Raw genomic sequence first — 22,500 nt, 5'->3', positions numbered from 1 at the left:
ACAACTTGTATACAATTAAAATTCGTGCAGCATGGAAGCCGGCGAAATAAACTCATGTTTTGGGCGTTGTCCCAGCTTGCAAACGGTATTGCTCATGCCTCAGACGCGGCACATCACATTCATCCTTGTCGAGGAGTTTTCGCATCTTGCGTTTTCATGCGCGGTCGAACCGTTGCGGATCGCCAATCTGGTGAGTGGTGAAGAACTGTACCGCTGGTCTTTTGTGTCCGAACATGGCGAGCAGGCCGTGTGCTCGAACGGATCCGTCACGCTGGTGCATTCCGGTCTTCAGGGTCTGGCCAAATGTGATCAGCTGTTTGTCCTGTCGGGCATTCACATGCGTGACCACGTCACACGCCCTCTGCTTGCAACCCTGCGCCGCGAACGCGCGCGCGGTACGAAAATCGGCGCCCTGTGCTCGGGGGCATGGGTGCTGGCCAAGGCTGGTTTTCTTGACGGAATGCAGGCAGCGATCCACTGGGAGTACCACGACGCGTTCATGGAGGCCTTTCCCGAGGTCAATCTGGTGCGCAGCGTGTTCGTGGCCGACGAAAAGCACATTACCGCATCTGGCGGGACCGCAACGGCTGACCTGATGCTGCATCTGATCGAACGCGATCACGGCGAGGAACTGGCCATCGATGTGGCGGATCAGATGGTCTATAACGCGGTACGCAATGCCACGGCCAAACAAAGGGTTTCCCTGCAGTCACGCAACGGTATGCGCAATGCGCACCTCGCCAAGGCGATCACCATCATGCAGGGCAGTATTGAAACCCCGGTTTCCCCCTCGTTCATCGCGGAAAAGCTTGGCATTTCAACGCGGCAGCTTGAGCGGTTGTTTGGAAAATACCTGAACACGTCACCCAAGAAGTACTTCATGGAAATGCGGCTGGAGCGCGCCCAGAAACTGTTGCTTCAGACCGAAGCGTCCGTCACCGAGGTCGCCGTGGCCTGCGGATTTGAAAACCCGGGCCATTTTTCGCGTGTCTACAGGTCAAGCTTTGGCGTTACCCCGCACGCGCAGCGCAACAAGATCGACTGACATTGTCTGGTGGTGGATTTGCCCCGACCGATACGGCAGGGGATGCCGCGCTTCATCGGCCCATAACGGGCCTGAACGGGCATCCCCCTAACCCTGCCGAGATACCCCCTCATTAAAACCGGACTAGTCAACAGATCGGCAGGATGATGAACCAATAGATCTGGATATTGGCATAAGTTTTGCGAGAACTTGTCATACATGAGTTTCTTGTGCCCTTATTCGTTAATCTTTGCCTCAATTCGAGACTGCTGATTCAGCGAAATCCGGCACCCACGAAGACCATAACCAATTGCAACAAAACTACAAATGATGGACTTCGTTCCTTTGTTGCTTTCAGGCCCGCGCCGGGGACCAGCTTTTCCGGTTTCAATCTGGCGTGTTCGATTTCCGCGCGGCGTCCCGGACATGGACGGGGTAGTCTTGGTTCAACAACATCGGTTCTGCATTTGAAACGCCAAACAGGCGTCCAAGTGCCATCTCTAGCGGATCTGCGCCACATCCAGGCTAGGCGCGACACGGGTGATTTCGTGGGTGCTGGTCGCTGCGTCTGATCCGACGCGAACGTTCAGCTTCCTTGTCCCGCTGAACCGCTGGAAATACGCAAATTCTATTGTGTTCAGCGCATCCATATTCTGACATTGAACAACGTAATCGGCCTGGAATTCCGAATGTTCATCCGGCGCGGATGACGCGCCCCCTTCACCCGCGGTGTCCTGGTTCCCCGAGATATCATGCGTCAGGATAACATTGGCGGAAACGGTAAAGCACACAGCCTCGGACGGGACGACAAACAGATCCAGCGGCTTGGACAGTTCGGAAATCGCGATGGCGACACGTGTACGCTCGTCGTCATTTGCCACCGGGGTTTCGAACCCGATGATATCAATGCTTGGAACCCTGAGGGACAGCGAAAAATCGGTATCTGTGAGCACGATATCCAATTGGCCGGACCCATGGTGATGGGTGGACGTGATCTGCGTCGCCTGAGCAGCAAGAGCTGCCGGGAAGAGAGACAAGGCCAGAACAGAGCACTTCATTAACCAACAACCGCCTAAAACAGAATCACAACAGTGATTTTAACGCGAATCACCCGCCACGCAATGTTAACCCTCGGATCGGAGCCCGCCAGATATGGGGAGGCTTGCTGGGTTCAACAGTTCCCGCTTATATCCGACAATAAAACTCAGGTTGACATTACTGACTAAATAACTCAGTTATTTCTCCGCGAATACCGCGGGGTATTCCCGCACGATCCGACAGTTCTGACAGGAAAGCACCAAACTCCTATGACCAAGTTATTCACCACTGCCAGCGCTCTGACGTTTTTCATGGCAACCACCGCAATCTCGGGTGATGCCCCCACCAAGGCGGATGTACTGAACACCTATGCCAATATTGCGGGAGCCAAATTTGAAGACAGCCTGATTTCAGCCAGGAAGTTGCAGGATGCGGTCAACGCACTGATCGCCGATCCGTCGGACGCAACGCTGAACGCGGCGCGCGCGGCCTGGGTTGCTGCGCGTGTCCCTTATCAGCAAACGGAAGTCTATCGCTTCGGCAATGCCATCGTTGATGACTGGGAAGGCAAGGTGAACGCCTGGCCTTTGGATGAAGGTTTGATCGACTATGTTGACGCGGCTTATGGCGGCGCGACGGACGAAAACGAGTTTGCTGTGCTGAACGTCATCGCCAATCCCAGCTTCCAACTGTCGGGCGAGACCATTGATGCCGGCGAAATTACCCCCGAACTGCTGAGTGACACGTTGCACGAAGCAGATGGTATCGAGGCGAACGTCGCAACCGGCTATCACGCCATCGAATTCCTTCTGTGGGGCCAGGACATGAACGGCCATGGCGCCGGTGCCGGCAACCGCCCGGCCACCGATTACGCGCAGGACGAGGACTGTACCGGCGGCCATTGTGACCGTCGTGCGCAATACCTGAGCGCTGCGACCGAACTGCTGGTCAGCGACTTGGCATGGATGGCGGATCAGTGGAAACACGGCGGTGCGGCACGCGCAGCCTTGATGGAGAACGAAGCAGAAGGCATCAGCGCGATCCTGACCGGCATGGGCTCTTTGTCGTATGGTGAGCAAGCCGGTGAACGCATGCGCCTTGGCCTGATGCTGAACGATCCCGAGGAGGAGCATGACTGCTTCTCGGACAACACACATAACAGCCATTACTATGACGGCCTGGGCATTCAGAACGTCTATCTGGGCAGCTATACCCGCATCGATGGCGCCCCGGTTTCGGGCACGTCTCTGGCCGATCTGGTCATCGCCACCGATCCGGCGCTGGATACCGAGATGAAAGCGAAACTGGCCGCCACCATGCAGGCCCTGGGCAAGATCAAGACAACAGCCGAGGCAGGATTTGCCTATGACCAGATGCTTGAGCGCGGCAACGAAGGCGGTGAGGCCCTGATCATGGGCGGCGTCAAAGGCCTGATCGATCAAACCAAAACGATCGAGCGCATCGTAACCGCGCTGGAGCTGGACGGGGTTGCGTTTGAAGGGTCAGACAGCCTGGATAACCCGGACGCCGTCTTCCATTGATTCCCAAGCGGGCCGGACAGGGTTGCTTTCCGGCCCCTTCAAACCGTCCTGATCATCTGTCGAAGCGGCGAAACGAGCCAACAACAATGATTGTCTGCCACTGTACCAACATATCCGATCACGACATCCGCGCAGCCATTGACTGGATGCGCAGAGCAGACCCGCGAACCATCATCACCCCCGGCAAAATCTACCATGCCCTTGGGAAGTCGGCGGATTGCGGCGGGTGCATGCCGCTGTTCCTAGACACAATGCAGGCAGCCAGTAATCTGGACGTACCGATGCAACTCCGCACTTTGCGTGCCGGAGCAACACAGGAGAAGGCTGATGAAGGGCGATCCGAAGGTCATCGAATATCTGAACAAATCTCTGCGGCATGAACTTACGGCCGTAAGCCAGTATTGGCTGCATTACCGCCTGCAGGAAGACTGGGGGCTTGGTCATATGGCCAAGAAAAGCCGCGAGGAAAGCATCGAAGAGATGGGCCACGCGGACAAGTTGATCGAACGGATCATATTTTTGGAAGGCCACCCCAACCTTCAGAAGCTGGACCCATTGCGGATCGGTCAGACACCGAAGGAAACGCTGGAATGCGACCTGGCCGCCGAAATTGACGCAAGGGCTCTTTACAAGGAAGCGCGCGACTATTGTCGGGAGGCCGGCGACTATGTCTCCATGTCGCTGTTCGAACAGTTGATGTCCGATGAAGAGGGACATATCGACTTCCTCGAAACGCAGCTCGACCTGTATGAAAGGATCGGCGAAGCCAATTATGCGCAACTCAACGCATCGAAAATGGACGAAGGCGAGTAGCCTTCTTGCCTTGTCGGTGGTCGCCCTCGCGGCCACCCCTTCCCTGTCAGCCGAGCTGCGGGACCTGCATCTGAATTTCACCCCCCGCACCGACGAGGAACGCGCCCGCATTGCGGCCGTGACCGCGCCCCCGCAGGATTATGGCGTGTCGCAGCCGTTCGAAGAACTCTCTGCCGGGGCGGCGACTGTCCGGGTCCGCAACGACGCGGATGCGTTTTCACAACCCTCAGGCAACCTGAGCTTCGAAAAGGAGTTGGAGTTCAAAGTCGGCAACGGGTTGTTCAAGAAAATCTGGGTTTCGTCACCATCATCCACGTTGGCCTCTGACGGCTTGGGGCCGCTATATAACGCGCGATCCTGCCAGCGTTGCCACATCAAGGATGGGCGCGGGCACACCCCAAACGGACCTGATGACAACGCGGTCTCAATGTTTCTTCGGGTCTCGATTCCCGACACGCCAGAAGACGGGTATGCCGGCATAGATGATTACATCGCCACCCTGCCCGAACCCAACTATGGCGGGCAGATGCAGGACTTCGCGCTGGCCGGGCATCCGGCGGAATATCGGCTGAGTATTTCGTATGAGGAAATCCGCATCGAGCTTTCTGACGGTGAAACCGCCGCTCTGCGCCGCCCGACCTATCGGGCGGATGAGCTGGGGTATGGCCCGCTGCACCCCGATGCGATGCTGAGCCCGCGGGTCGCACCGCAGATGATCGGGCTTGGGCTGCTGGAGGCGATCCCGGTCGATGACCTGCTGGCCAAGGCTGACCCCGATGACGTGGATGGGAATGGCATCTCGGGCCGTCCGAACATCGTCTGGTCGGTTGAATACGGTGCGCCCATGATGGGACGGTTTGGGCACAAGGCAGGCATGCCGACAGTCATGGAGCAATCTGCCGCAGCCTTTGCCGGGGATATCGGTATTTCAAGCCCGCTTTACCCGGCACCTCAGGGGGACTGCACGGACTTGCAGGTGAACTGCGTCGAGGCCCCGCATGGCGACACCGATACCCGCGAGTTCGAGATCGATCAGCAGGGCATGGACCTGGTGGATTTCTACAGCCGAAATCTGGGTGTGCCCGGTCGCCGAGACGTAGACGATCCCGACGTGCTGCGCGGCAAAGAGGTGTTTCACACCACTGGCTGCGCATCGTGTCATACTCCGGCTCATGTCACCCACCGGCTGGAAGATCGGCCCGAGCACAGTTTTCAGCTGATCTGGCCTTATACCGACCTGCTGCTGCATGACATGGGCGAAGATCTGGCGGATCACCGCCCCGAGGCCCGCGCGACGGGTCGCGAATGGCGGACGCCGCCGCTGTGGGGCATAGGTCTGACCGAACGCGTCTCGGGCCACACGCAATTTCTGCATGACGGGCGAGCACGCAATCTGCTCGAGGCGATACTGTGGCACGGTGGCGAAGCCCAGGCCGCGCGCGATGCAGTTGTGTCAATGCCGAAAACTGACCGCGACGCCCTGATCCGTTTTCTGGAGAGCCTCTGACCCATGCGTATTCTTACCCTTGTTGCCGCGTTGATGATGCCGCTTGCCACGCAGGCGCAGGATCAAGCACCGATTCTGATGGACGTGACGGAGACACATATCCTGCCCCGGTTCGGCAAACTGCCGGAAACAACCGGTGCTCTGGTCAGCGCATCACGGGTGGATTGCGATCCGACCTCACCGGCGCTGCGCGCGGCTTATGATGCGGCCTTCGACAGCTGGGTTTCCGCCAGCCACCTGCGGTTCGGTCCGACCGAGGTCGACGATCGTGCGTTTGCCATGGCGTTCTGGCCCGATAAGAAAGGGTTCACCTCAAAGGCCCTGTCCCAGCATCTCGCGGCCGAGGATAACGCTGTGCAAGACCCGAAAGCCTATGCCGAGACATCCATAGCGGGGCGCGGATTCTTTGCGCTCGAACGGATGCTGTTCGATCCCGCCTTTGCAGACCAGGGCAACACGGAATATCGCTGCGCGCTGATTCAGGCGATCTCGGTAGACATTGATGCCAATGCCCGGGCGATGGCCGAGGACTGGCAAGGCTATGCCCCCAGCCTGACCCGGCCCGACGAGAACAGCCGCTACCGAACACAGGACGAAGCCATGCAGGAGCTGTTCAAGGCTTTGTCCACGGGTCTTGAATTCACGGCCGACACACGGCTTGGTCGCCCGTTGGGCACGTTCGATCGCCCGCGCCCCAACCGCGCCGAAGCGTGGCGGTCGGAGCGGTCATTGCGCCATGTCGAGCTTTCGCTGATGGCCCTTCGTGATCTTGCGGCGCGGTTGGCCTTTGATCACCCCGAAATTGCCGCCGATCTGGATGCCGCCTTTGCGCGCGCGATCGAGAACGCCCAATCCATCGAAGACCCTGCTCTGGCCGGAGTCGCGGACCCACAAGCCCGGGTCCGAATCGAGGCCCTGCAACAGTCTATCCATGACATCCGCGCCATTGCTTCATCCGAACTTGGCCCGACACTGGGCATCAGCGCAGGCTTCAATTCGCTGGATGGGGACTGAACAATGACATCGCGTCGCCGCTTCCTTGCAGGGCTTGCCGCAACCTCTCTGCCTCCGATCCATGGATGGGCCTCGGTGGGCAGGCCGGAGTTTCTGGCCGCAGGGTTGTTTCCGGATGGTTCGTATCGACTGGCCGGGCTGGATGCACTGGGAACACTCCTCTTTTCCGTGCCCCTGCCCGCGCGTGGGCATGCGGCGGCGGCGCATCCGGTCAAGGCACAGGCCGTTGCCTTTGCGCGCCGTCCGGGCACCTTTGCCGTGGTGATTGATTGCGTGACGGGATCACCGGTCGCGCGGCTGATGACGCCGGAAGGTCGGCATTTCTATGGTCACGGTACTTTTTCAGCCGATGGCGCGATTTTCTTCGCCACGGAAAACGATTACGAGGCTGGAGAAGGTATCATAGGCGTCTGGGACGCAGAAACCTTTGCGCGCTTGGGCGAATTCCCGTCCGGCGGGGTCGGGCCGCATGACATGCGGCTGATGCCGGGTGGAAAAACGCTTGTGATTGCCAATGGCGGGATCGAAACCCACCCCGAAACCGGGCGCACGAAGATGAACCTGCCGACGATGGAGCCCAATCTGACATACCTTTCCCTGTCGGGCCTGGTTCAGGAACAGGTGTCGCTGACGCCTGCGCTTCACAAGAACTCGATCCGCCATCTGGCGGTCCGTCGCGACGGGCTGGTGGGTTTTGCGATGCAGTGGCAGGGCAGCAAAGCCGAACATCCGCCTTTGCTGGGTCTGCACCGTCAGGGGGAAACCCCGCACCTTCTGTCAGCGCCTGTGCAGGATCAGAGCCCGCTACAGGGTTATGCGGGCAGCATCGCGTTCTCGGCGGATGGCGCAACCATCGCCATCACCTGCCCGCGCGGCAACGCGCTGCATCGGTTCGATGTGGCCAGTGGCACATTCAGGGATGCATTCGAGCTTCAGGATGTCTGCGGTCTTGGATCCGGCACCAGCGGTTTGGTTTTCACCACCGGAACCGGTGTGTTTGGCGCGTTGACCACTGCGCCCCTTGTGATCCGGACCCACGCTAAGTGTCAGTGGGACAACCACCTGATCCCGATCCGTCGCCCTGCGTAAAACTCGGTTTTCTCTGGCACATAGTTTACACTTGGAAGAATCAAACAGCTGCCGTATTGGCGGTCGCGAAACTGGCACTCCTAGGTTAAGGACCGACTTGATTGAAACAGACGCCGGACGCACCGCATTCCATCTACGGGGTTGAGAAATGGGGCAAAGGCCTCATCGAGGTGACGGAGCGGGGCGAAATCGGTCTGCGCAATCCCCTGGCGCCCGAGGTTGATGCGATCAGCCTGCCCGGCATTCTCAGCGACCTGGACGACCGCGGCATCAAGGCCCCGATGGTTCTGCGCGTCTCTTCCTATCTGGAACACGAGATCGCGCATCTGAACGAAAGCTTCCGGGATGCTATCGCCCGCGTGGGCTACAGGGGCAGCTATCGCGGTGTGTTCCCGATCAAGGTGAACCAGCAGGCACAGGTCGTCGACCGGATCGTCGAATTCGGCAAGAAATACAACTATGGGCTCGAGGCAGGGTCCAAACCCGAATTGGTGATCGCGCTGGCACATCGCCTGGCCAGCGAAGCGCTGATCGTGTGCAACGGGGTAAAGGATGCCGAGTTCATCCAACTGGCAACCCTTTCCCGCAAGATCGGCTTCAACACGGTGATCGTTCTGGAAAGCCCGAAAGAGGCCGACACGGTGATCGAAGTCTACAAGGAATTAGGGATCGAACCGCTGATTGGTGTGCGGGTGAAACTGACCAACCAGATCAGTGGCAAATGGGAAGAAAGCTCGGGTGACCGGTCAGCCTTTGGCATGAACACCGATCAACTGGTGACCACTGTGGACAAGCTGCGCGACGCGGGCCTACTGCATTGCCTGAAATTGCAGCACTCGCATCTGGGATCGCAGGTACAGGACGTCAACGACGTGCGCCGCGCGGTGGGCGAGGCCTGCCGCTATTACACCGAACTGACCCGCGAGGGCGTGCCACTGACCCATCTGGATCTGGGCGGTGGCATGGGGGTGGATTACACCGGTGAAAAGAAGGCGGCTGAAAACTCGATCAACTACACGGTCGAGGAATACTGCGCCAATGTCGTGGAAACCGTGGCCTACGCGATGGATGAGGCCGGGATCGACCACCCCACGCTGGTCACTGAAAGCGGTCGTGCTGTGGTGGCGACGTCGTCGATGCTGGTGTTCAACGTGTTGGAAAGCACATTGTACGATGCGCCCAACGGCCCGGAGGTTGAACCCGACGATCATCACATGGTTTCGGACCTTGCCGCGGTGCACGGCTATCTCAGCAAAGATCGGCTTCAGGAATGCTGGAACGACGCCAATTTCTACCGCAACGAATTGCGCGCACTGTTCCGCCGTGGGTACGTAGACCTGCGCCAGATGGCCCGCGCCGAACGGATCTATCTGTCGCTGATGGCCCGCCTCAAGGCACTGGCAGCCAGTGACGATCTGGAAACCGACGTGGACGACCAGCTCGAGAAAGTGGCCGATATCTACCACTGCAACTTTTCGCTGTTCCAATCCCTGCCCGACGTCTGGGCGATCGACCAGCTGCACCCAATTGTGCCGTTGCAGGGGCTGAACAAGACGCCAGACCGCCGCGCGGTTCTGTCCGACATTACCTGCGACAGCGACGGCAAGATCGACCGGTTCATTCTGGCTGATGGCGTCTCGCCCAGCTTGCCGGTGCATTCCCTGCCGGAAGAGGATGAATACTTCATGGGCGTCTTCTTCGTCGGCGCTTATCAGGAAACACTCGGTGATCTGCACAACTTGTTTGGCGACACCAACGTCGTCACAATCGACCTTCGCTCCGACGGTGGTTTTGATCTGCTGCACGAGCAAGAAGGCGACACGATCAGCCAGGTGCTGTCCTATGTCGAGTTCGATCCGACCGACTGCGTCGCCGCCTTCCGTAAAATGGTGGACGAGGCTATCTCGACCGGTACTCTGAAAGCCAAAGACCGCAAAACCCTGATGAGCGCCTATCGCGACTCGATCAACGGCTACACCTATTACGAATAACCCCTTGAGAGGAGACTACCCCATGGGCAAAACACTGGTTGTCGGCGCGGGCGGCGTATCCCACGCCGCCGTGCACAAGATGGCGATGAATTCGGACATCTTCACCGAAATCACTCTGGCCAGTCGCACGAAATCGAAATGCGACGCCATCGCCAAAGCGGTGAAGGACCGTGTAGGTGTAGACATCGCGACGGCCGAACTGGACGCCTATAAGGTCGAGGATACGGTCAAGCTGATCAAGGAAACCGGTGCCGAAATCCTCGTGAATCTCGCCTTGCCCTATCAGGATCTAGTACTGATGGACGCTTGCCTTGAGGCGGGTATTCACTATCTCGACACAGCGAATTATGAGCCCGAAGATGAGGCCAAGTTCGAATACCACTGGCAGTGGGCCTATCAGGAACGATTCAAAGAGGCTGGCCTGACCGCCATCCTCGGCTCGGGCTTCGATCCGGGAGTGACTTCCGTTTTCGCCAAATGGCTGAAGAAACACAAGTTGGACACGATCCGCCAGATCGACGTGCTGGATGCAAATGGCGGCACCAACGATCAGGAATTCGCCACCAACTTCAACCCGGAAATCAACCTGCGCGAAGTCCTGGCCGAGGTGCGTCACTGGGAAAACGGAGAATGGAAACACTCGCCCGCCATGACCCACAAGGTCGAATTCGACTTTCCCGCAATCGGCCCCAAGAACATGTACCTGATGTATCACGAGGAACTGGAGTCGCTCTCGACCCATTTCCCCGAGATCGAGCGTGCCCGGTTCTGGATGACCTTCGGCGACGCCTATATCACCCACGCCAAAGTGCTGGAAAACGTCGGCATGACCCGTATCGACCCGGTAATGCATGACGGCAAGGAAATCATCCCGATCCAGTTCCTGAAAACTCTGCTGCCCGATCCGGGCGATTTGGGCGCGGAAACCAAAGGCAAGGCCTGTATCGGGGACATCGCCACAGGTCAGGCCAAGGACGGCTCGGGCGAGAAAACCTATTATATCTACAACATCTGCGATCACGAGGAATGCTACCGCGAAGTCGGCAGCCAGGCCGTCAGCTACACCACCGGCGTCCCCGCCATGATCGGAGCGGCACAGGTGCTGAAAGGCAACTGGCGAGAGCCCGGCGTGTGGAACATGGAACAGCTGGACCCCGATGATTTCATGGACATGCTGAACACCCACGGCCTGCCTTGGCAGGTTCACGAACTCGACGGCCCTGTCGAATTCTGAACCCTCGGGGCAGTCAGCGCGGCCGCCCTGCTTCATCTGGCCCAAAATATCCCGGGGGTTCGGGGGCAGCGCCCCCGGCCTCTCCAATTCAGGAGACGCCGTTTTTGTCCGATATGATGACAACACAGGCCGGTGACGCCGGAGCCTTCCGCAGTTTCGACCTCAATCTCGTGCCCACGCCTTGCTTCGTGGTCGATGAGAAGGCCGTGGAGAAGAACCTTCATATCCTGTCCGATGTCGGAAGCCGCTCCGGCGCGCATGTGCTGAGCGCACTCAAAGCGTTTTCAATGTTCTCTCTGGCACCGCTGATCCGGCAGCACCTTGGCGGCACATGTGCCAGCGGTATCTACGAGGCCCGGCTGGGCCGCGAGAAATATGGTGGCGAAGTCGCGACCTTCTGCGCGGGTTACAAGGACGCCGACATTGACGAAATCCTCGCGCTCTCGGATCACATCATATTCAACAGCCCCGCGCAGAAAGACCGCTTTCTTGCCAAGGCACAGGCCGCGGGGCGGCAGGTCGGGCTGCGCATCAACCCCGAACACTCCGAAGGCGAGGTCGCGAAATATGATCCCTGCGCCCCCTGTTCGCGCCTCGGCACCCCGGTCAGCCAACTGGACGCCGCTGCTCTGGAAGGTGTGGACGGGCTGCACATGCACACGCTCTGCGAACAGGGGTTCGAACCGCTGGCGCGCACCTGGGCGGCCGTCGAACGGACGCTGGCGCCATTCCTGAACGGCCTGAAATGGCTGAACTTCGGCGGCGGTCACCACATTACGCGCGACGACTATGACCGCGACGGGCTGGTGGAGTTCATCAAACACATCCGCGCCAAGTATGGCGTCGAGGTCTATCTGGAACCCGGCGAGGCCGTGGCGCTCGATGCGGGCATTCTAGTCGGAGAAATCCTTGACCTGCCCACCAACGGCATGACTCTTGCGATCACTGACATCTCGGCCACATGCCACATGCCCGACGTGATCGAAGCCCCGTATCGACCGGCCCTGATGGACGAGGCCGAAGCAGGCCATACATACCGCCTGGGCGGCCCGTCTTGCCTGGCAGGAGACGTGATTGGCGATTATACATGGGACAAGCCGCTGGAGATTGGCCAGCGCTTTGCCTTTCTGGATCAGGCGCATTACTCGATGGTCAAGACCAACACGTTCAACGGCGTGCCGCTGCCCACGATCGCCTTGTGGAACAGCGAAACGGACGAGCTAAGGATCATCAAGCAGTTCGGCTACGACGACTTTAAGGACAGACTTTCATGAGCATTTTCCTCGACAGTGAACTGACCGACTCCGAACGCAGCGAAGACGCCCGGTTCCACGTGATCCCGGTGCCGTTGGAACGCACGGTCTCCTACGGCTCGGGCACGGCAGACGGCCCCGCCGCGATCATCGAGGCCAGCAATGAACTCGAACGCATCACCGGCCACGCCGAGCCTTGTGTCGAAGGCATCTTTACCGAAGCCCCGCTGGATTGCGACGGCCCGCTGCCGGATGTCATGGAGCGTCTTGCCCGGCGCACCGAGGCCGCCGTCCGCGCCGGCAAGGTGCCGGTGACGCTGGGTGGTGAGCACTCGCTCAGCTATGGTGCGGTCATGGGTGTGGCACGCGCGCTGGAACAGCCCGCCGGTATCGTGCAGATCGACGCGCATGCCGACCTGCGCAACGCATATCAAGGCGAAAAACACTCTCATGCTTCGGTCATGCATCTGCTGGCCGAGGAAGGTATCCCACTGGCCCAGTTCGGCGTGCGCGCCTTTTCCACTGAGGAAGCAAAAAGCCGTCTGAAAAACCACGTCTTCCATGTCGATGCCGAGGAACTGGTGACGGGTCACATCCACTCGGTTGATCTGCCTGCGAACTTCCCCGAACTGGTCTATGTCAGCTTTGACGTTGATGGGCTGGACCCGGCGCAGATGCCCGCCACAGGCACACCTGTTCCCGGGGGGCTGAGCTATTATCAGGCGCTTCGTCTGGTGGAACATGCATTGAAGGGCCGCAAATGCGTCGGCTTCGATGTGGTTGAACTGGCACCCAACGGCAATGCCGCCTGGGATTTCACCGCAGCACAGATCGTCTATCGACTGATGGCAAGCTGCTGACAGGCAGATTTGCCGGACTGGCCCGCCTGATCCGGTACTTAGTCGGTTTTGCCGTCATCGACGGTTTCGTTCAACTCCATATGGCCTTCGCTCCTGTTCAGGACGCGGCGCAGCATGGGCTCAAAGAAATCCAGCGGCTTGGTCGGATAGTCCGGGTCGAACGCCTTCTGATCGTATTCATGGCAGAAATAGCGACACTCTTCCCAATAAGGGCTGTCGCGATACTTGTCGCGCGCGTTGCGGTCGCCACCCAGGTGGTGGTTGTAGTAGTACCCCTGAAACACACAATGATGCTTGAGAATCCAATACGTCTTTTCGCTGACGTAAGGCTTCATCATCGCCGCTGACAGCTCTCCGTGATTGTAGGGCGACAGGATATCACCGGTATCGTGGATCAGCGCCGCCACCACCAGTTCCTCATCCGCACCGTCCTCATAAGCACGTGTCGCGGCTTGCAAGCTGTGCTGGTAGCGGTTGACCGGATAGGGCGTCCATTCTTCGTCCAACGAGCGGATGGCATCAAGGATGCGGTCTGGCAGGGCCGCATTATACGCCTCTTCATACTCCATCACGGCGTCCCAGTCGGCCTTGGTGGCTGTTTCGAAACTGGTCCAGGTGGGTTTGTGGCTTTTGTCCAGCATGGCTTATCCTTTGGCATGTGTCCTGAGCGGAAGGGTAGTTCGAAACCAGCCTTCAAAAAAATGAATTGATTTTATCGCTATGATAAAAAAATACTTTCAGTATGCAAACCAAGGCTCTGGAAACCTTTCTCTGCGTGGCCGAAGCCGGTGGCTTTCATGCCGCCGCCCGCAAGTTGAATGTGACGCAGACTGCCGTCAGCGCGCGCATTCGCCTGATCGAGGAGGAAACCGGCAGGGCGCTGTTCACGCGCGGTGCCGGAGGAACGGCGCTGACCGAGTTCGGCCGGCAGTTCAAACCCTATGCAGAACAGATGTTGTCCCTTTGGGGCTTTGCATCGCGCGACCTGCCGGTACAGACACAGAACCGCCCGGCGCTGCGGTTGGGCGGCCAGCTCAGCATTTGGGATCCGTTGCTGGTGGACCTGGCGGTTCGGTTTGAACAGCGCTTTGGCAAATTGCTGTTGACGCTGAACTACGACCACGACCTGAACATGGTTGAAGCGGTGGCAACCCATGTGCTGGACGCGGCGATCACACATGAAAAGCCATCCGACCGGCGCGTCACGTGGTACGAGCTGGAACCAGAGCTCTTGTCCCTGGTCCGGACGCCAAAGGCTGACGGCACGGACGATGACCTGATCTTCGTCAACCTCGAACTGGGCGAGGTCTATCAGGATCATATAAGATCGGCTGCGCGACGGGCGTCAGGTCAGACCGTATTTCTTGGCAATTGCATGATGGCGCTGCGATATGTCCTGCAGCGGGGCGGAAACGGCTATTTCCCCGATTACGTCATTTCCGAGCATCTTGCCTCGGGTGCTCTGGAGCGGGTCGAGGACAGTGTCAGCTTGCCCCTGCCCATGTATCTGGTCGTCCGCGGTGATCGCGAGGAATTTGACGACATTTGCAGCTGTTTGGTAGATCTTCGCAGCTAGAACTCAGGCCGGTGTCGGCATGACCTGGGGCTCTCGCCGCCGTTTTCGCATAAGCGGCCTACCGGCAACAAGCAGGAAGAGGCCCGAGATAAGCACCCCTATGATTGCGGGAAGGTAAAGCATAAACCAAAGCTCCGGGTCATCGATCACCATCGGGGAAATAAACCCGCGAACACCTTCAAGCAGCACAAGGATGGTGAAGGCGCCCAATATCTGCGGCCACAATCCAAACCGGGAAAAACTGCCCAGCATCAGGGTGGAATACCCGGCCAGGGCCACGGCAATGCAGATCGCGATCCACGAGAACCGCTGATGCAGTTCCTCGATCAGCTTTCCAGAGCCGAACCCTTCCGCCGCTGAAATCTCTTCTCGGTTGCGGATCAGATCGGTGGTTGGAATAGCTTCAAGACTGCGACGGGTCATCGGGCTTGTATTCGTCAGTTCCGAGATATCGTAGGAGGCGTCCTGAAACAGGGTGGATGACAACACCTTGCCCTCTCGGTTCATACGCAACGCAACTCCGTCAACCATCACAAGATGGATGCCGATGTCGTTGTTGACCAGATAGGCCGTTACGCTTGAATAACTGATTGCGTTTTCAGGATCGCGACGGTCAGACACGAACACTTCATGGAGTGTACCGTCCAGATCGATACTGCCAATGTAAACCGTGACGCCTTCGGCGGGATGCAGGAACTCGCCTTCGTTCAGAAGCTGGGCCGTCACATCTCCGGCCACTTCAGCCTGCCGGATTTCCAGCTGTTCCACCGAGGCAGGGCGCAAGAACACGCTGATGATCGCCATCATCACCCCGGCAATCACACCGAACAGCAGTACCGCCCGGGCAAGCCGCCAGGGGCTGGATCCGGTGGCCAGCATAACCGTCAGCTCACTTTCGCGGCTCAGACGGTTTGTGGCATAGACGGCGGCGGCAAACACCGCCATGGGCATGACCGTGCGGATCAGGGTCGGTAAAGTCAGCGCGGTGAATTCCAGAAAAACCATCGCCGACTGACCGCCGCTGATGACCCTGTCAAACAGGCTGACAGACCGGGTGATCCAGAACACACCGACCAGCACCAGGGTGAAAAAGCCAAACAGAATCAGCAATTGCCGCAGGAAGTATCCATCAAAACGCGACATGGGGCCTCGTGCGTGTGTTCGTTTGCAGCCGACACTAGGGCATTAATCCGGCAGAGGAAACAGGCATTGGACGACAGGATGACCCTGCGCGCCCTCTTCGCGCAAACCCGTATTCACCCAACGCCGCTGATTTGCCCCAGGAAGAGGTCAAGAGCCAACGCTTTGCGAAAACGGCAGTTCGTGGCACTGTTCCAGGATTGATCAGAATGGAGTTTCCTGAATGGCACTGTTTTTTTCCCGCCGCACCTACAACGCCCAGAAAAAGAAATTCACATTAAAGCCGGCGGCAAGGACCAGATATGTTCACATCACCCAGCAAAGCCCGGGTGGAAAAATTCGCAAGGGCAGCATCGTCAAGCAGGCGAAATGGTTGGATCTCGTGCGTCAGGAAGGTGGAGATTCGGCCGTCCTGATCTATGTTCACGGGTTCAACACCAGCCAGAAAGACATGCTGGACCGGCTGGGGAAAATCGAAGGCAACCTCAGGGCCAACGGGTATCAGGGAGCCGTCGTTGCCTTTGACTGGCCCAGTGACGGATCGGTTCACACCTATGACTCGGACCGGTCCGATGCCAAGGCGGTGGCCCCGCATCTGGTGGGGGATGGGCTATTGCCGTTGTTGGGAATGTCCCCGCGCCCCAAGATTCACCTGATTGCGCATTCCATGGGTGCGCTGGTCATACTTCGCGCTTTCTCGGACTTCGGGGATTCGGCAGGGCCAGGCAACAAGATATGGTCGGCGGATCAGGTCATGTTCGCGTCGGGTGATATCGATTCAGAGTGGCTGGAAAAGGGCGCATGGGGCGATCTGGTTCTGAAAAAACGCTGCAAGCGGTTCACCAATTACTACAGCCGAAAAGACAAGGTTCTGGCCCTGGCCGGAGGGATTGTTCATGGCGGGCGGCAGCGGGCGGGCCGCGTTGGGATGCCAAAGCTGACCTCGAAAGGTCATTGGGACATCTATTGTGATGATCAATACAAGCGGGACGTGCCGAAAAATCAGCGCAAGATGATGAAGTCGCATCGCTGGTGGTTCGACAGTGACGGGTTTTACAAAGACCTTGCACTGACGATCGAAGGCCAACCGGCAAAAACAATGCCGACCCGGCACAAGACAAATATAGGGGATCTGGCGCTATTGGTTTGACGGAGGGGTCGCCCGACGCTCTGACCCTAATTCAAGGTGTGATTGGACGGGTTTTGTTCGAATACAGACCTAGTGCATTTGATTTACGCATTCTGACAACAATCGGCCGTGTTCATTCGTTTGGAACCGCCTTTTTTCTTGAACTGTTTTTGCGCCCTGCCAGAAACAGAAAGGGCGCGCTCAACCACAAGCGCGCCCTAGTCATAGGGAAGAAACTGAAAACATGCGTTCTGAACCGAACCTGAACGCCAACTCTTTAACACCCTCAATTAACCAGATTTCCCAACGCTGGTCAGTGACGCTGTTCACACTACGGGCTTTTTTTTGTTGCTGGCATACGGGGGTTGGCTGAACTGCACTGCGCGTTAGACTGACGACGCGCGTCCTGATTGCCGGTTCGCCCCAACTGCACTCAAATATTGCGCAAGCGCGAAACGCGCCAAACACGATTGCCGATTAGGTTTTTGATTTGGATGGCAGGGGCAGCAGGGTTCGAACCCGCGACCTACGGTTTTGGAGACCGTCGCTCTACCAACTGAGCTATACCCCTGTAGTGCGCCCCAGATATGACAGCCGCGCGGCGGACTCAAGAGGCTTTTTCGGATTCCACACCACTATCTGAACCGACAAACAAGTTGCGCAAAATGTGCAGTGCGCTAAGACAAGGTCCGGTCAGCAAAAGGAACCCCGCGTGAACCTCCGCAAGAAGATCGCAGACAGCGAAGCCGTGCTGAACTGGGTGGCCCGACGGATTGCCACTTACATTCGATTGGTCAACCGCAACACACGCTGGCAGCGCATCGGGTATGAAGAACTGGACCAGTTGGCCGAACAAGGTGAGCCGGTCATCGTTGTGCTCTGGCACCAGCGGCTGGCGCAATCGCCCTATTTCTTTCCGCTGGACAAGGCGCGTATCTGTTCGATCACCTCCTCTGCCCGGGCGGGCAGTATGGTGGGCAGGGTACAAAAGCTGTTTGGCATGGATACGATTGCCATGGCCAGCAAGACACGCCACGTCGCCTTGTCACGCCAGGTTCTGGGCAAGATGAAGCAGGGTATCTCAATTGGGATCGCGGCAGACGGCCCGCGTGGGCCAGAACGGGTTCTGTCGACGGTTCCGTTGGTATGGGCGCGCACCTCGGGCATCCGTGTATTCGGTATCACCTATTCAACAAAACATGGTCGCGAAGCGGGAACCTGGGATCACCTTCTGATGCCCCGCCCCTGGCGCAATGAGGGCGTGTTTCTGTGTCGGGAATGGACTGAAACAGTGCCCCGCAAGGCAAGCGAAGAGGAAATCGAGACCCTGCGCCTGAGCCTTGAGCAGCACATGAACGACATTACGGCAGAGGCTGACCGGATGGTCGGACGCGAGCCCTGGTCGCCTGACGCCTAACCGCCCCTGAGACGTTGCATCAGATAGACTTCGCTGCCTTCGGGAATCGGCTCGGTAAGCCCGGTGGCAATGACGCGCCCGTCGATCGCGATGGAGACACCCGCATCAATGGGGGCCTGCAACTGCGGGTGGGCCCGGACCAAAGCCCGTAAAAGCTCTCCGGTGGTCTTGGCCTCGACCTTAACCACTTGCTGGCCCCCGGTCAGTGACCGGAGGCCGGACCAGAGGTGGACCTCAACCATTGCCCTTGAGCGCCGCAAGGATGCGCGGCGGAGACATCGGCAATTGCGTCATCCGAACACCTGCCGCGTTGGACACTGCATTGGCGATGGCGGCCAGGGGCGGTACGATGCCCGTCTCGCCCACGCCGCGCACCCCAAACGGGTGGCCGGGGTTGGGCACTTCGACGATCACCGTGTCGATCATCGGCAGGTCGCTGGCAACAGGAATCCGGTAATCGAGGAATATCGAGTTCTGCAACCGACCATCCTCGCCATAGATGTATTCCTCGTTCAGCGCCCAGCCGATGCCCTGCGCGGCGCCGCCTTGGAACTGGCCTTCCACATAGGTCGGGTGGATCGCCTTGCCGGCATCCTGAATGACCGTGTAGCGGGTGATCGATGTCTTGCCGGTTTCCGGATCGACCTCGGCATCGACGATATGAGTGCCAAAGGATACGCCCGCGCCTTCGGGGGTAGCTTCGAAATGGCCCGAAATCGGGCCTCCGGTGGATCCCATATCCGCTGTGATATCGGCCAGCGGCAGCGGGTCGAAATCGCCAGCATTAGGCCCCGAGGGCACCGCGCAGCCGTCTTCCCATTTCACCGCATCGACCGGGATGCCCCACTTGGCCGCCGCACGTTCGCACAGTTTCTCGACCGCGTGTCTTGCGGCCTTGATCGTGGCGAGGCCCGACGCGTAAGTCACACGCGAACCATGGCTCACGTCGTTGTAGCCCAGTGTCGCCGTGTCGGCGATGGTCACGCGGATGTTTTCATACGGAACGCCCAGAACCTCGGCCGCCATCAGGGCCATGGACGCGCGCGACCCGCCGATGTCGGGTGTTCCGACCATCAACTGTGCTGAGCCATCCTCGGACAATGCCAGTGAAACGCTGGTCTCGCCGCCGTGATTGAACCAGAAGCCGCAGGAAACCCCGCGCCCCTGCCCCGGCTTCAGTGGGGCCGAGTAATGGGGATGCGCTTTGGCAGCCTCAAGGGTTTCGACCAGACCGATGCGCTCGTAGGTCGGGCCATAGCTGGCCTTCGTGCCTTCATGCGCGGCATTTTTCAGGCGCACATCGATAGGATCGAGGCCCAGCTTGTTGCAGAGCTCATCAATGACGGACTCAACGGCGAAGGCACCCATGGGTGCGCCCGGCGCGCGGTAGGCGGCCTGTTTCGGACGGTTCGACATCACATCGTAACCGATCTGTTTGACGTTGATCAGGTTGTAGGGCGCAAAGGCACACATGGCCGTCATGTCGCCCGGGGCGCCGGGGAAGGCGCCACCTTGCAGGCGGAAGACACCCTGCGCCGCCGAGATCGTGCCGTCTTTCTTCATGCCGATCTTCACGTCCATTGACGCCGAAGAGGTCGGCCCGGTGGCACGGAAAACCTCGGACCTGGTCATCACGATCTTGACCGGACGGTTGGCCTTGCGGCTGAGCGCCAGCGCGACGGGTTCGATGAAGACCGTGGTCTTACCGCCAAAACCGCCGCCGATTTCAGACGCCGTGACGCGCAACTGAGAGGTTTCGATTCCCAGCAGCGCCGCACAGGTTTTTTGCGCTATCCAGTGACCTTGGGTTGTGCACCACAACTCGCCCTTGCCGTCATTGCCCAGCATGCCCAGGCAGGCATGCGGTTCGATATAGCCCTGATGGGTCGCCTCGGTGACAAAGCTGTCTTCGACAACCAGATCGGCCTCGGCAAAGCCCGCCTCGACGTCACCGTGACCGCTTTCGTGATAGCGCACGACATTCGGGTGCATCCCTTCTGGCACCGAATAGTCCGCTGCGCCTTGCCGGATCACCGGCGCATCCGGGGCCATCGCTTTGTCCACATCGGTGACGTGCGGAAGCACCTCGTATTCGACCTCGATCAGTTTCAGCGCATCACGTGCCGCCAAGGCAGATGTGGCCGCGACCGCAGCAACCGCGTGCCCGTCATAAAGCGCCTTTTCACCCGCCATGACGTTTTCCAGCACGTTCCAAAATTCGCCTTCGAGTCCGGGCTTGAACGGGACATTGGCGAAATCGGCGCGGGTCACGACGGCTTTGACATCCTTCGATGCCTCAGCTTTCGAGGTATCAATTCTGACGATCCGGGCATGGGCATGGGGTGAGCGCAGGATGGCGCCGTGCAACAAGCCGGGGGCCGAGATATCCGCGCCGAACTTGGCCCGGCCTGTCACCTTGTCCAGACCGTCAGGGCGATTGGGGCGGGTGCCAACGAAAGTGAAATCAGTTTTGCGATCGTCCAGAGCCATTACGACGCCTCCCGCATCTCAGCCGCCGTGTCCATCACGGCGCGAATGATCTTGTCATAGCCGGTGCAGCGGCACAGGTTGCCCGCCAGCCAATAGCGCGTTTCTTCCTCGGTCGGATTGGGGTTCTTCTCCAACAGAGACTTCGCCGCCACCAGAATGCCCGGGGTACAGATGCCGCATTGAAGCGCGGCATATTCGATCATCTTCTTCTGCAACGGGTGCAGGACGTCACCATCCGCAATCCCTTCGACGGTCTCGATCTGCTTGCCTTCGGCCTCGACACCCAGCATCAGGCACGAGCACACCAGACGGCCATCGACGGTGACCGAGCACGCGCCGCAATCACCGGTGCCGCAACCCTCTTTGGCGCCGGTCAGGTTCAGCTTGTCGCGCAGACAGTCCAGCAGGGTTTCGCGCGGGTCACAGAGGTATTCAACCGCGTCTCCGTTCACGGTGGTGGATACGTGGAGCTTGCTCATGCGTTTTCTCCCTTCGCGCGGGCATAGGCGATTTTCGCGGCGCGCCTGGCCAGAACGCCGGCGACTTCGGTGCGGAATGCGATCGTACCGCGTTTGTCATCAATCGGATTGCAGGCGGCCGACGCGGCCCCGGTCAGTGCGTCAAGGGCGGCATCGTCCAAAGTTCTGCCGATAATCGCGTTGGCACAGTCTTCAACCAACAGAACGGTCGGTGCCACGGCACCCAGCGACACGCGCGCCTCGGTGATGACGTCACCGTCCAGACGGAGGTTCACACCAACGCCCACGACCGCAATGTCCATTTCGGTACGGGGGATGAAACGCAGATAGGCATCGCCCCCATTTTCACCACGGGTAGGAATGTTGATGGCCGAGATCAGTTCGCCTTTCGCCAGCGAGGTCTTGCCGGGCCCGGTCGGGATGTCCTCAACTGCAACGTCACGCGTGCCATCGGGGCCGGTTACGGTGACGGTCACGCCTGCCGCCACCATGGCGGGCACGGAATCAGCCGCAGGGGAGCCGTTGCACAGGTTGCCCGCCAGCGTCGCGCGGCCCTGAACCTGAGTTGAACCGATCAGGTCCATCGCCTCGACGACACCGGGCCAGTCGCGGCCAAGGTCGGGGTGCTCGCTCATCTCGGCGCCGGTTGTGGCAACACCCAGCGTCCAGCCACCGTCGGCATTGCGGGTAATATCGTGTACACCGTTGATTTTCTTGATGTCGATCAGCGTATCGGGCGTCACCAGTTCCGAGCGCAGCTGCACCAGTACATCCGTACCGCCCGCCAGAAAACGTGTGATGCCCGTCGCGTTCGCGGCCAGAGCCGAAGCTTCGGCAAAGCTGGCGGGGCTGTGATAATCCATGAAGCTACCTCGTACCTGTTGGTCAGGAATATCTGGGTTCGC

At 59.1% G+C, this 22,500-nt stretch carries 21 protein-coding genes and 1 tRNA gene; 14 read left to right on the top strand and 8 right to left on the bottom strand.

Features of this window, described 5'->3' with window-relative positions; all coding sequences use genetic code 11:
• Positions 1-94: 94 nt before the first annotated feature.
• Complete coding sequence (locus tag D1823_RS00545) at positions 95-1,045, top strand: GlxA family transcriptional regulator (RefSeq protein ID WP_117868080.1); 951 nt, start codon at positions 95-97, stop codon at positions 1,043-1,045.
• A gap of 479 nt (positions 1,046-1,524) precedes the next feature.
• Here the strand turns inward: D1823_RS00545 and D1823_RS00540 are convergent, their stop codons facing one another.
• The gene (locus D1823_RS00540; RefSeq protein WP_117868078.1) at positions 1,525-2,082 is read right to left on the bottom strand and encodes a DUF2796 domain-containing protein; all 558 of its coding nucleotides are present in this window, start codon (positions 2,080-2,082) and stop codon (positions 1,525-1,527) included.
• Between the two features lie 249 nt (positions 2,083-2,331).
• Here D1823_RS00540 and D1823_RS00535 point away from each other — a divergent pair, with 249 nt between their 5' ends.
• From D1823_RS00535 to speB, 10 genes are all read left to right on the top strand, one after another.
• Positions 2,332-3,603: an imelysin family protein gene (locus tag D1823_RS00535; RefSeq protein WP_117868076.1), complete on the top strand. Its 1,272-nt coding sequence runs from the start codon at positions 2,332-2,334 to the stop codon at positions 3,601-3,603.
• Between the two features lie 86 nt (positions 3,604-3,689).
• On the top strand, positions 3,690-3,983 hold the full coding sequence (locus D1823_RS00530) for a bacterioferritin-associated ferredoxin (protein WP_117868073.1): 294 nt from the start codon (positions 3,690-3,692) through the stop codon (positions 3,981-3,983).
• On the top strand, positions 3,931-4,416 hold the full coding sequence (bfr, locus tag D1823_RS00525) for a bacterioferritin (protein ID WP_117868071.1): 486 nt from the start codon (positions 3,931-3,933) through the stop codon (positions 4,414-4,416). The genes D1823_RS00530 and bfr overlap by 53 nt, the downstream gene beginning before the upstream one ends.
• The gene (locus D1823_RS00520; protein WP_162896722.1) at positions 4,376-5,923 is read left to right on the top strand and encodes a di-heme oxidoredictase family protein; all 1,548 of its coding nucleotides are present in this window, start codon (positions 4,376-4,378) and stop codon (positions 5,921-5,923) included. The genes bfr and D1823_RS00520 overlap by 41 nt, the downstream gene beginning before the upstream one ends.
• A 3-nt stretch (positions 5,924-5,926) precedes the next feature.
• A complete protein-coding gene (locus D1823_RS00515; RefSeq protein ID WP_117868069.1) occupies positions 5,927-6,937 on the top strand; it encodes an imelysin family protein in 1,011 nt (336 codons plus the stop codon).
• Between the two features lie 3 nt (positions 6,938-6,940).
• A complete protein-coding gene (locus D1823_RS00510) occupies positions 6,941-8,026 on the top strand; it encodes a DUF1513 domain-containing protein (protein WP_117868067.1) in 1,086 nt (361 codons plus the stop codon).
• A gap of 101 nt (positions 8,027-8,127) precedes the next feature.
• The gene (gene speA, locus D1823_RS00505; RefSeq protein ID WP_117868065.1) at positions 8,128-10,017 is read left to right on the top strand and encodes a biosynthetic arginine decarboxylase; all 1,890 of its coding nucleotides are present in this window, start codon (positions 8,128-8,130) and stop codon (positions 10,015-10,017) included.
• A gap of 22 nt (positions 10,018-10,039) precedes the next feature.
• Entirely contained in the window at positions 10,040-11,251 is a 1,212-nt protein-coding gene (locus D1823_RS00500; protein WP_117868063.1) for a saccharopine dehydrogenase family protein, read from the top strand.
• A gap of 104 nt (positions 11,252-11,355) precedes the next feature.
• Entirely contained in the window at positions 11,356-12,525 is a 1,170-nt protein-coding gene (gene nspC / locus D1823_RS00495) for a carboxynorspermidine decarboxylase (RefSeq protein WP_117868061.1), read from the top strand.
• Positions 12,522-13,364, top strand: coding sequence for an agmatinase (gene speB / locus D1823_RS00490; RefSeq protein WP_117868059.1), 843 nt, complete (start codon positions 12,522-12,524; stop codon positions 13,362-13,364). Before nspC ends, speB begins: the two co-directional genes overlap by 4 nt.
• A 38-nt stretch (positions 13,365-13,402) precedes the next feature.
• On the opposite strand, the gene D1823_RS00485 is transcribed toward speB, so the two are convergent.
• Positions 13,403-14,005, bottom strand: a complete 603-nt coding sequence (locus tag D1823_RS00485; protein WP_117868057.1) for an HD domain-containing protein — start codon at positions 14,003-14,005, stop codon at positions 13,403-13,405.
• Between the two features lie 101 nt (positions 14,006-14,106).
• Here D1823_RS00485 and D1823_RS00480 point away from each other — a divergent pair, with 101 nt between their 5' ends.
• Positions 14,107-14,940 carry a LysR family transcriptional regulator gene (locus D1823_RS00480; protein WP_117868055.1) on the top strand — a complete coding sequence of 278 codons (834 nt, stop codon included), beginning with the start codon at positions 14,107-14,109 and terminating at the stop codon, positions 14,938-14,940.
• A 3-nt stretch (positions 14,941-14,943) separates the two neighbouring features.
• Here the strand turns inward: D1823_RS00480 and lptF are convergent, their stop codons facing one another.
• Positions 14,944-16,083 (bottom strand): LPS export ABC transporter permease LptF, encoded by a 1,140-nt coding sequence (gene lptF / locus D1823_RS00475; RefSeq protein WP_117868052.1) that lies wholly within the window; start codon positions 16,081-16,083, stop codon positions 14,944-14,946.
• A gap of 220 nt (positions 16,084-16,303) precedes the next feature.
• Here lptF and D1823_RS00470 point away from each other — a divergent pair, with 220 nt between their 5' ends.
• Complete coding sequence (locus tag D1823_RS00470; protein ID WP_117868050.1) at positions 16,304-17,230, top strand: alpha/beta fold hydrolase; 927 nt, start codon at positions 16,304-16,306, stop codon at positions 17,228-17,230.
• A gap of 474 nt (positions 17,231-17,704) precedes the next feature.
• Here D1823_RS00470 and D1823_RS00460 read toward each other — a convergent pair.
• Positions 17,705-17,780, bottom strand: a tRNA-Trp gene (locus D1823_RS00460).
• A gap of 141 nt (positions 17,781-17,921) precedes the next feature.
• On the opposite strand from D1823_RS00460, the gene D1823_RS00455 reads away from it, so the two are divergent.
• Positions 17,922-18,626, top strand: a complete 705-nt coding sequence (locus D1823_RS00455; RefSeq protein WP_117868045.1) for a lysophospholipid acyltransferase family protein — start codon at positions 17,922-17,924, stop codon at positions 18,624-18,626.
• Here D1823_RS00455 and D1823_RS00450 read toward each other — a convergent pair.
• Genes D1823_RS00450 through D1823_RS00435 form a run of 4 tightly spaced genes read right to left on the bottom strand, consistent with a single transcriptional unit; the run spans position 18,623 to position 22,458 of the window.
• On the bottom strand, positions 18,623-18,868 hold the full coding sequence (locus D1823_RS00450; RefSeq protein ID WP_117868042.1) for a MoaD/ThiS family protein: 246 nt from the start codon (positions 18,866-18,868) through the stop codon (positions 18,623-18,625). The genes D1823_RS00455 and D1823_RS00450 overlap by 4 nt on opposite strands.
• Positions 18,861-21,116 (bottom strand): xanthine dehydrogenase family protein molybdopterin-binding subunit, encoded by a 2,256-nt coding sequence (locus D1823_RS00445; protein ID WP_117868040.1) that lies wholly within the window; start codon positions 21,114-21,116, stop codon positions 18,861-18,863. Before D1823_RS00445 ends, D1823_RS00450 begins: the two co-directional genes overlap by 8 nt.
• A complete protein-coding gene (locus D1823_RS00440) occupies positions 21,116-21,595 on the bottom strand; it encodes a (2Fe-2S)-binding protein (protein WP_117868038.1) in 480 nt (159 codons plus the stop codon). The genes D1823_RS00445 and D1823_RS00440 overlap by 1 nt, the downstream gene beginning before the upstream one ends.
• Positions 21,592-22,458: a xanthine dehydrogenase family protein subunit M gene (locus D1823_RS00435; RefSeq protein WP_117868036.1), complete on the bottom strand. Its 867-nt coding sequence runs from the start codon at positions 22,456-22,458 to the stop codon at positions 21,592-21,594. Before D1823_RS00435 ends, D1823_RS00440 begins: the two co-directional genes overlap by 4 nt.
• Between the last annotated feature and the right edge of the window lie 42 nt (positions 22,459-22,500).

It is taken from the genome of Ruegeria sp. AD91A (assembly GCF_003443535.1).
Taxonomy (GTDB): domain Bacteria; phylum Pseudomonadota; class Alphaproteobacteria; order Rhodobacterales; family Rhodobacteraceae; genus Ruegeria.
Note: the sequence above shows the minus strand (reverse complement) of the source record. Positions and strands in the feature narration are given on the sequence as shown.

What these genes read in the sequence shown, in the direction of transcription:
- D1823_RS00545 (WP_117868080.1), top strand. Translation starts at nt 95, where the DNA reads ATGCCTCAGACGCGGCACATCACATTCATCCTTGTCGAGGAGTTTTCG.
- D1823_RS00540 (WP_117868078.1), bottom strand. Translation starts at nt 2,082, where the DNA reads ATGAAGTGCTCTGTTCTGGCCTTGTCTCTCTTCCCGGCAGCTCTTGCT.
- D1823_RS00535 (WP_117868076.1), top strand. Translation starts at nt 2,332, where the DNA reads ATGACCAAGTTATTCACCACTGCCAGCGCTCTGACGTTTTTCATGGCA.
- D1823_RS00530 (WP_117868073.1), top strand. Translation starts at nt 3,690, where the DNA reads ATGATTGTCTGCCACTGTACCAACATATCCGATCACGACATCCGCGCA.
- bfr (WP_117868071.1), top strand. Translation starts at nt 3,931, where the DNA reads ATGAAGGGCGATCCGAAGGTCATCGAATATCTGAACAAATCTCTGCGG.
- D1823_RS00520 (WP_162896722.1), top strand. Translation starts at nt 4,376, where the DNA reads ATGCGCAACTCAACGCATCGAAAATGGACGAAGGCGAGTAGCCTTCTT.
- D1823_RS00515 (WP_117868069.1), top strand. Translation starts at nt 5,927, where the DNA reads ATGCGTATTCTTACCCTTGTTGCCGCGTTGATGATGCCGCTTGCCACG.
- D1823_RS00510 (WP_117868067.1), top strand. Translation starts at nt 6,941, where the DNA reads ATGACATCGCGTCGCCGCTTCCTTGCAGGGCTTGCCGCAACCTCTCTG.
- D1823_RS00500 (WP_117868063.1), top strand. Translation starts at nt 10,040, where the DNA reads ATGGGCAAAACACTGGTTGTCGGCGCGGGCGGCGTATCCCACGCCGCC.
- speB (WP_117868059.1), top strand. Translation starts at nt 12,522, where the DNA reads ATGAGCATTTTCCTCGACAGTGAACTGACCGACTCCGAACGCAGCGAA.
- D1823_RS00485 (WP_117868057.1), bottom strand. Translation starts at nt 14,005, where the DNA reads ATGCTGGACAAAAGCCACAAACCCACCTGGACCAGTTTCGAAACAGCC.
- D1823_RS00480 (WP_117868055.1), top strand. Translation starts at nt 14,107, where the DNA reads ATGCAAACCAAGGCTCTGGAAACCTTTCTCTGCGTGGCCGAAGCCGGT.
- lptF (WP_117868052.1), bottom strand. Translation starts at nt 16,083, where the DNA reads ATGTCGCGTTTTGATGGATACTTCCTGCGGCAATTGCTGATTCTGTTT.
- D1823_RS00470 (WP_117868050.1), top strand. Translation starts at nt 16,304, where the DNA reads ATGGCACTGTTTTTTTCCCGCCGCACCTACAACGCCCAGAAAAAGAAA.
- D1823_RS00450 (WP_117868042.1), bottom strand. Translation starts at nt 18,868, where the DNA reads ATGGTTGAGGTCCACCTCTGGTCCGGCCTCCGGTCACTGACCGGGGGC.
- D1823_RS00445 (WP_117868040.1), bottom strand. Translation starts at nt 21,116, where the DNA reads ATGGCTCTGGACGATCGCAAAACTGATTTCACTTTCGTTGGCACCCGC.
- D1823_RS00440 (WP_117868038.1), bottom strand. Translation starts at nt 21,595, where the DNA reads ATGAGCAAGCTCCACGTATCCACCACCGTGAACGGAGACGCGGTTGAA.
- D1823_RS00435 (WP_117868036.1), bottom strand. Translation starts at nt 22,458, where the DNA reads ATGGATTATCACAGCCCCGCCAGCTTTGCCGAAGCTTCGGCTCTGGCC.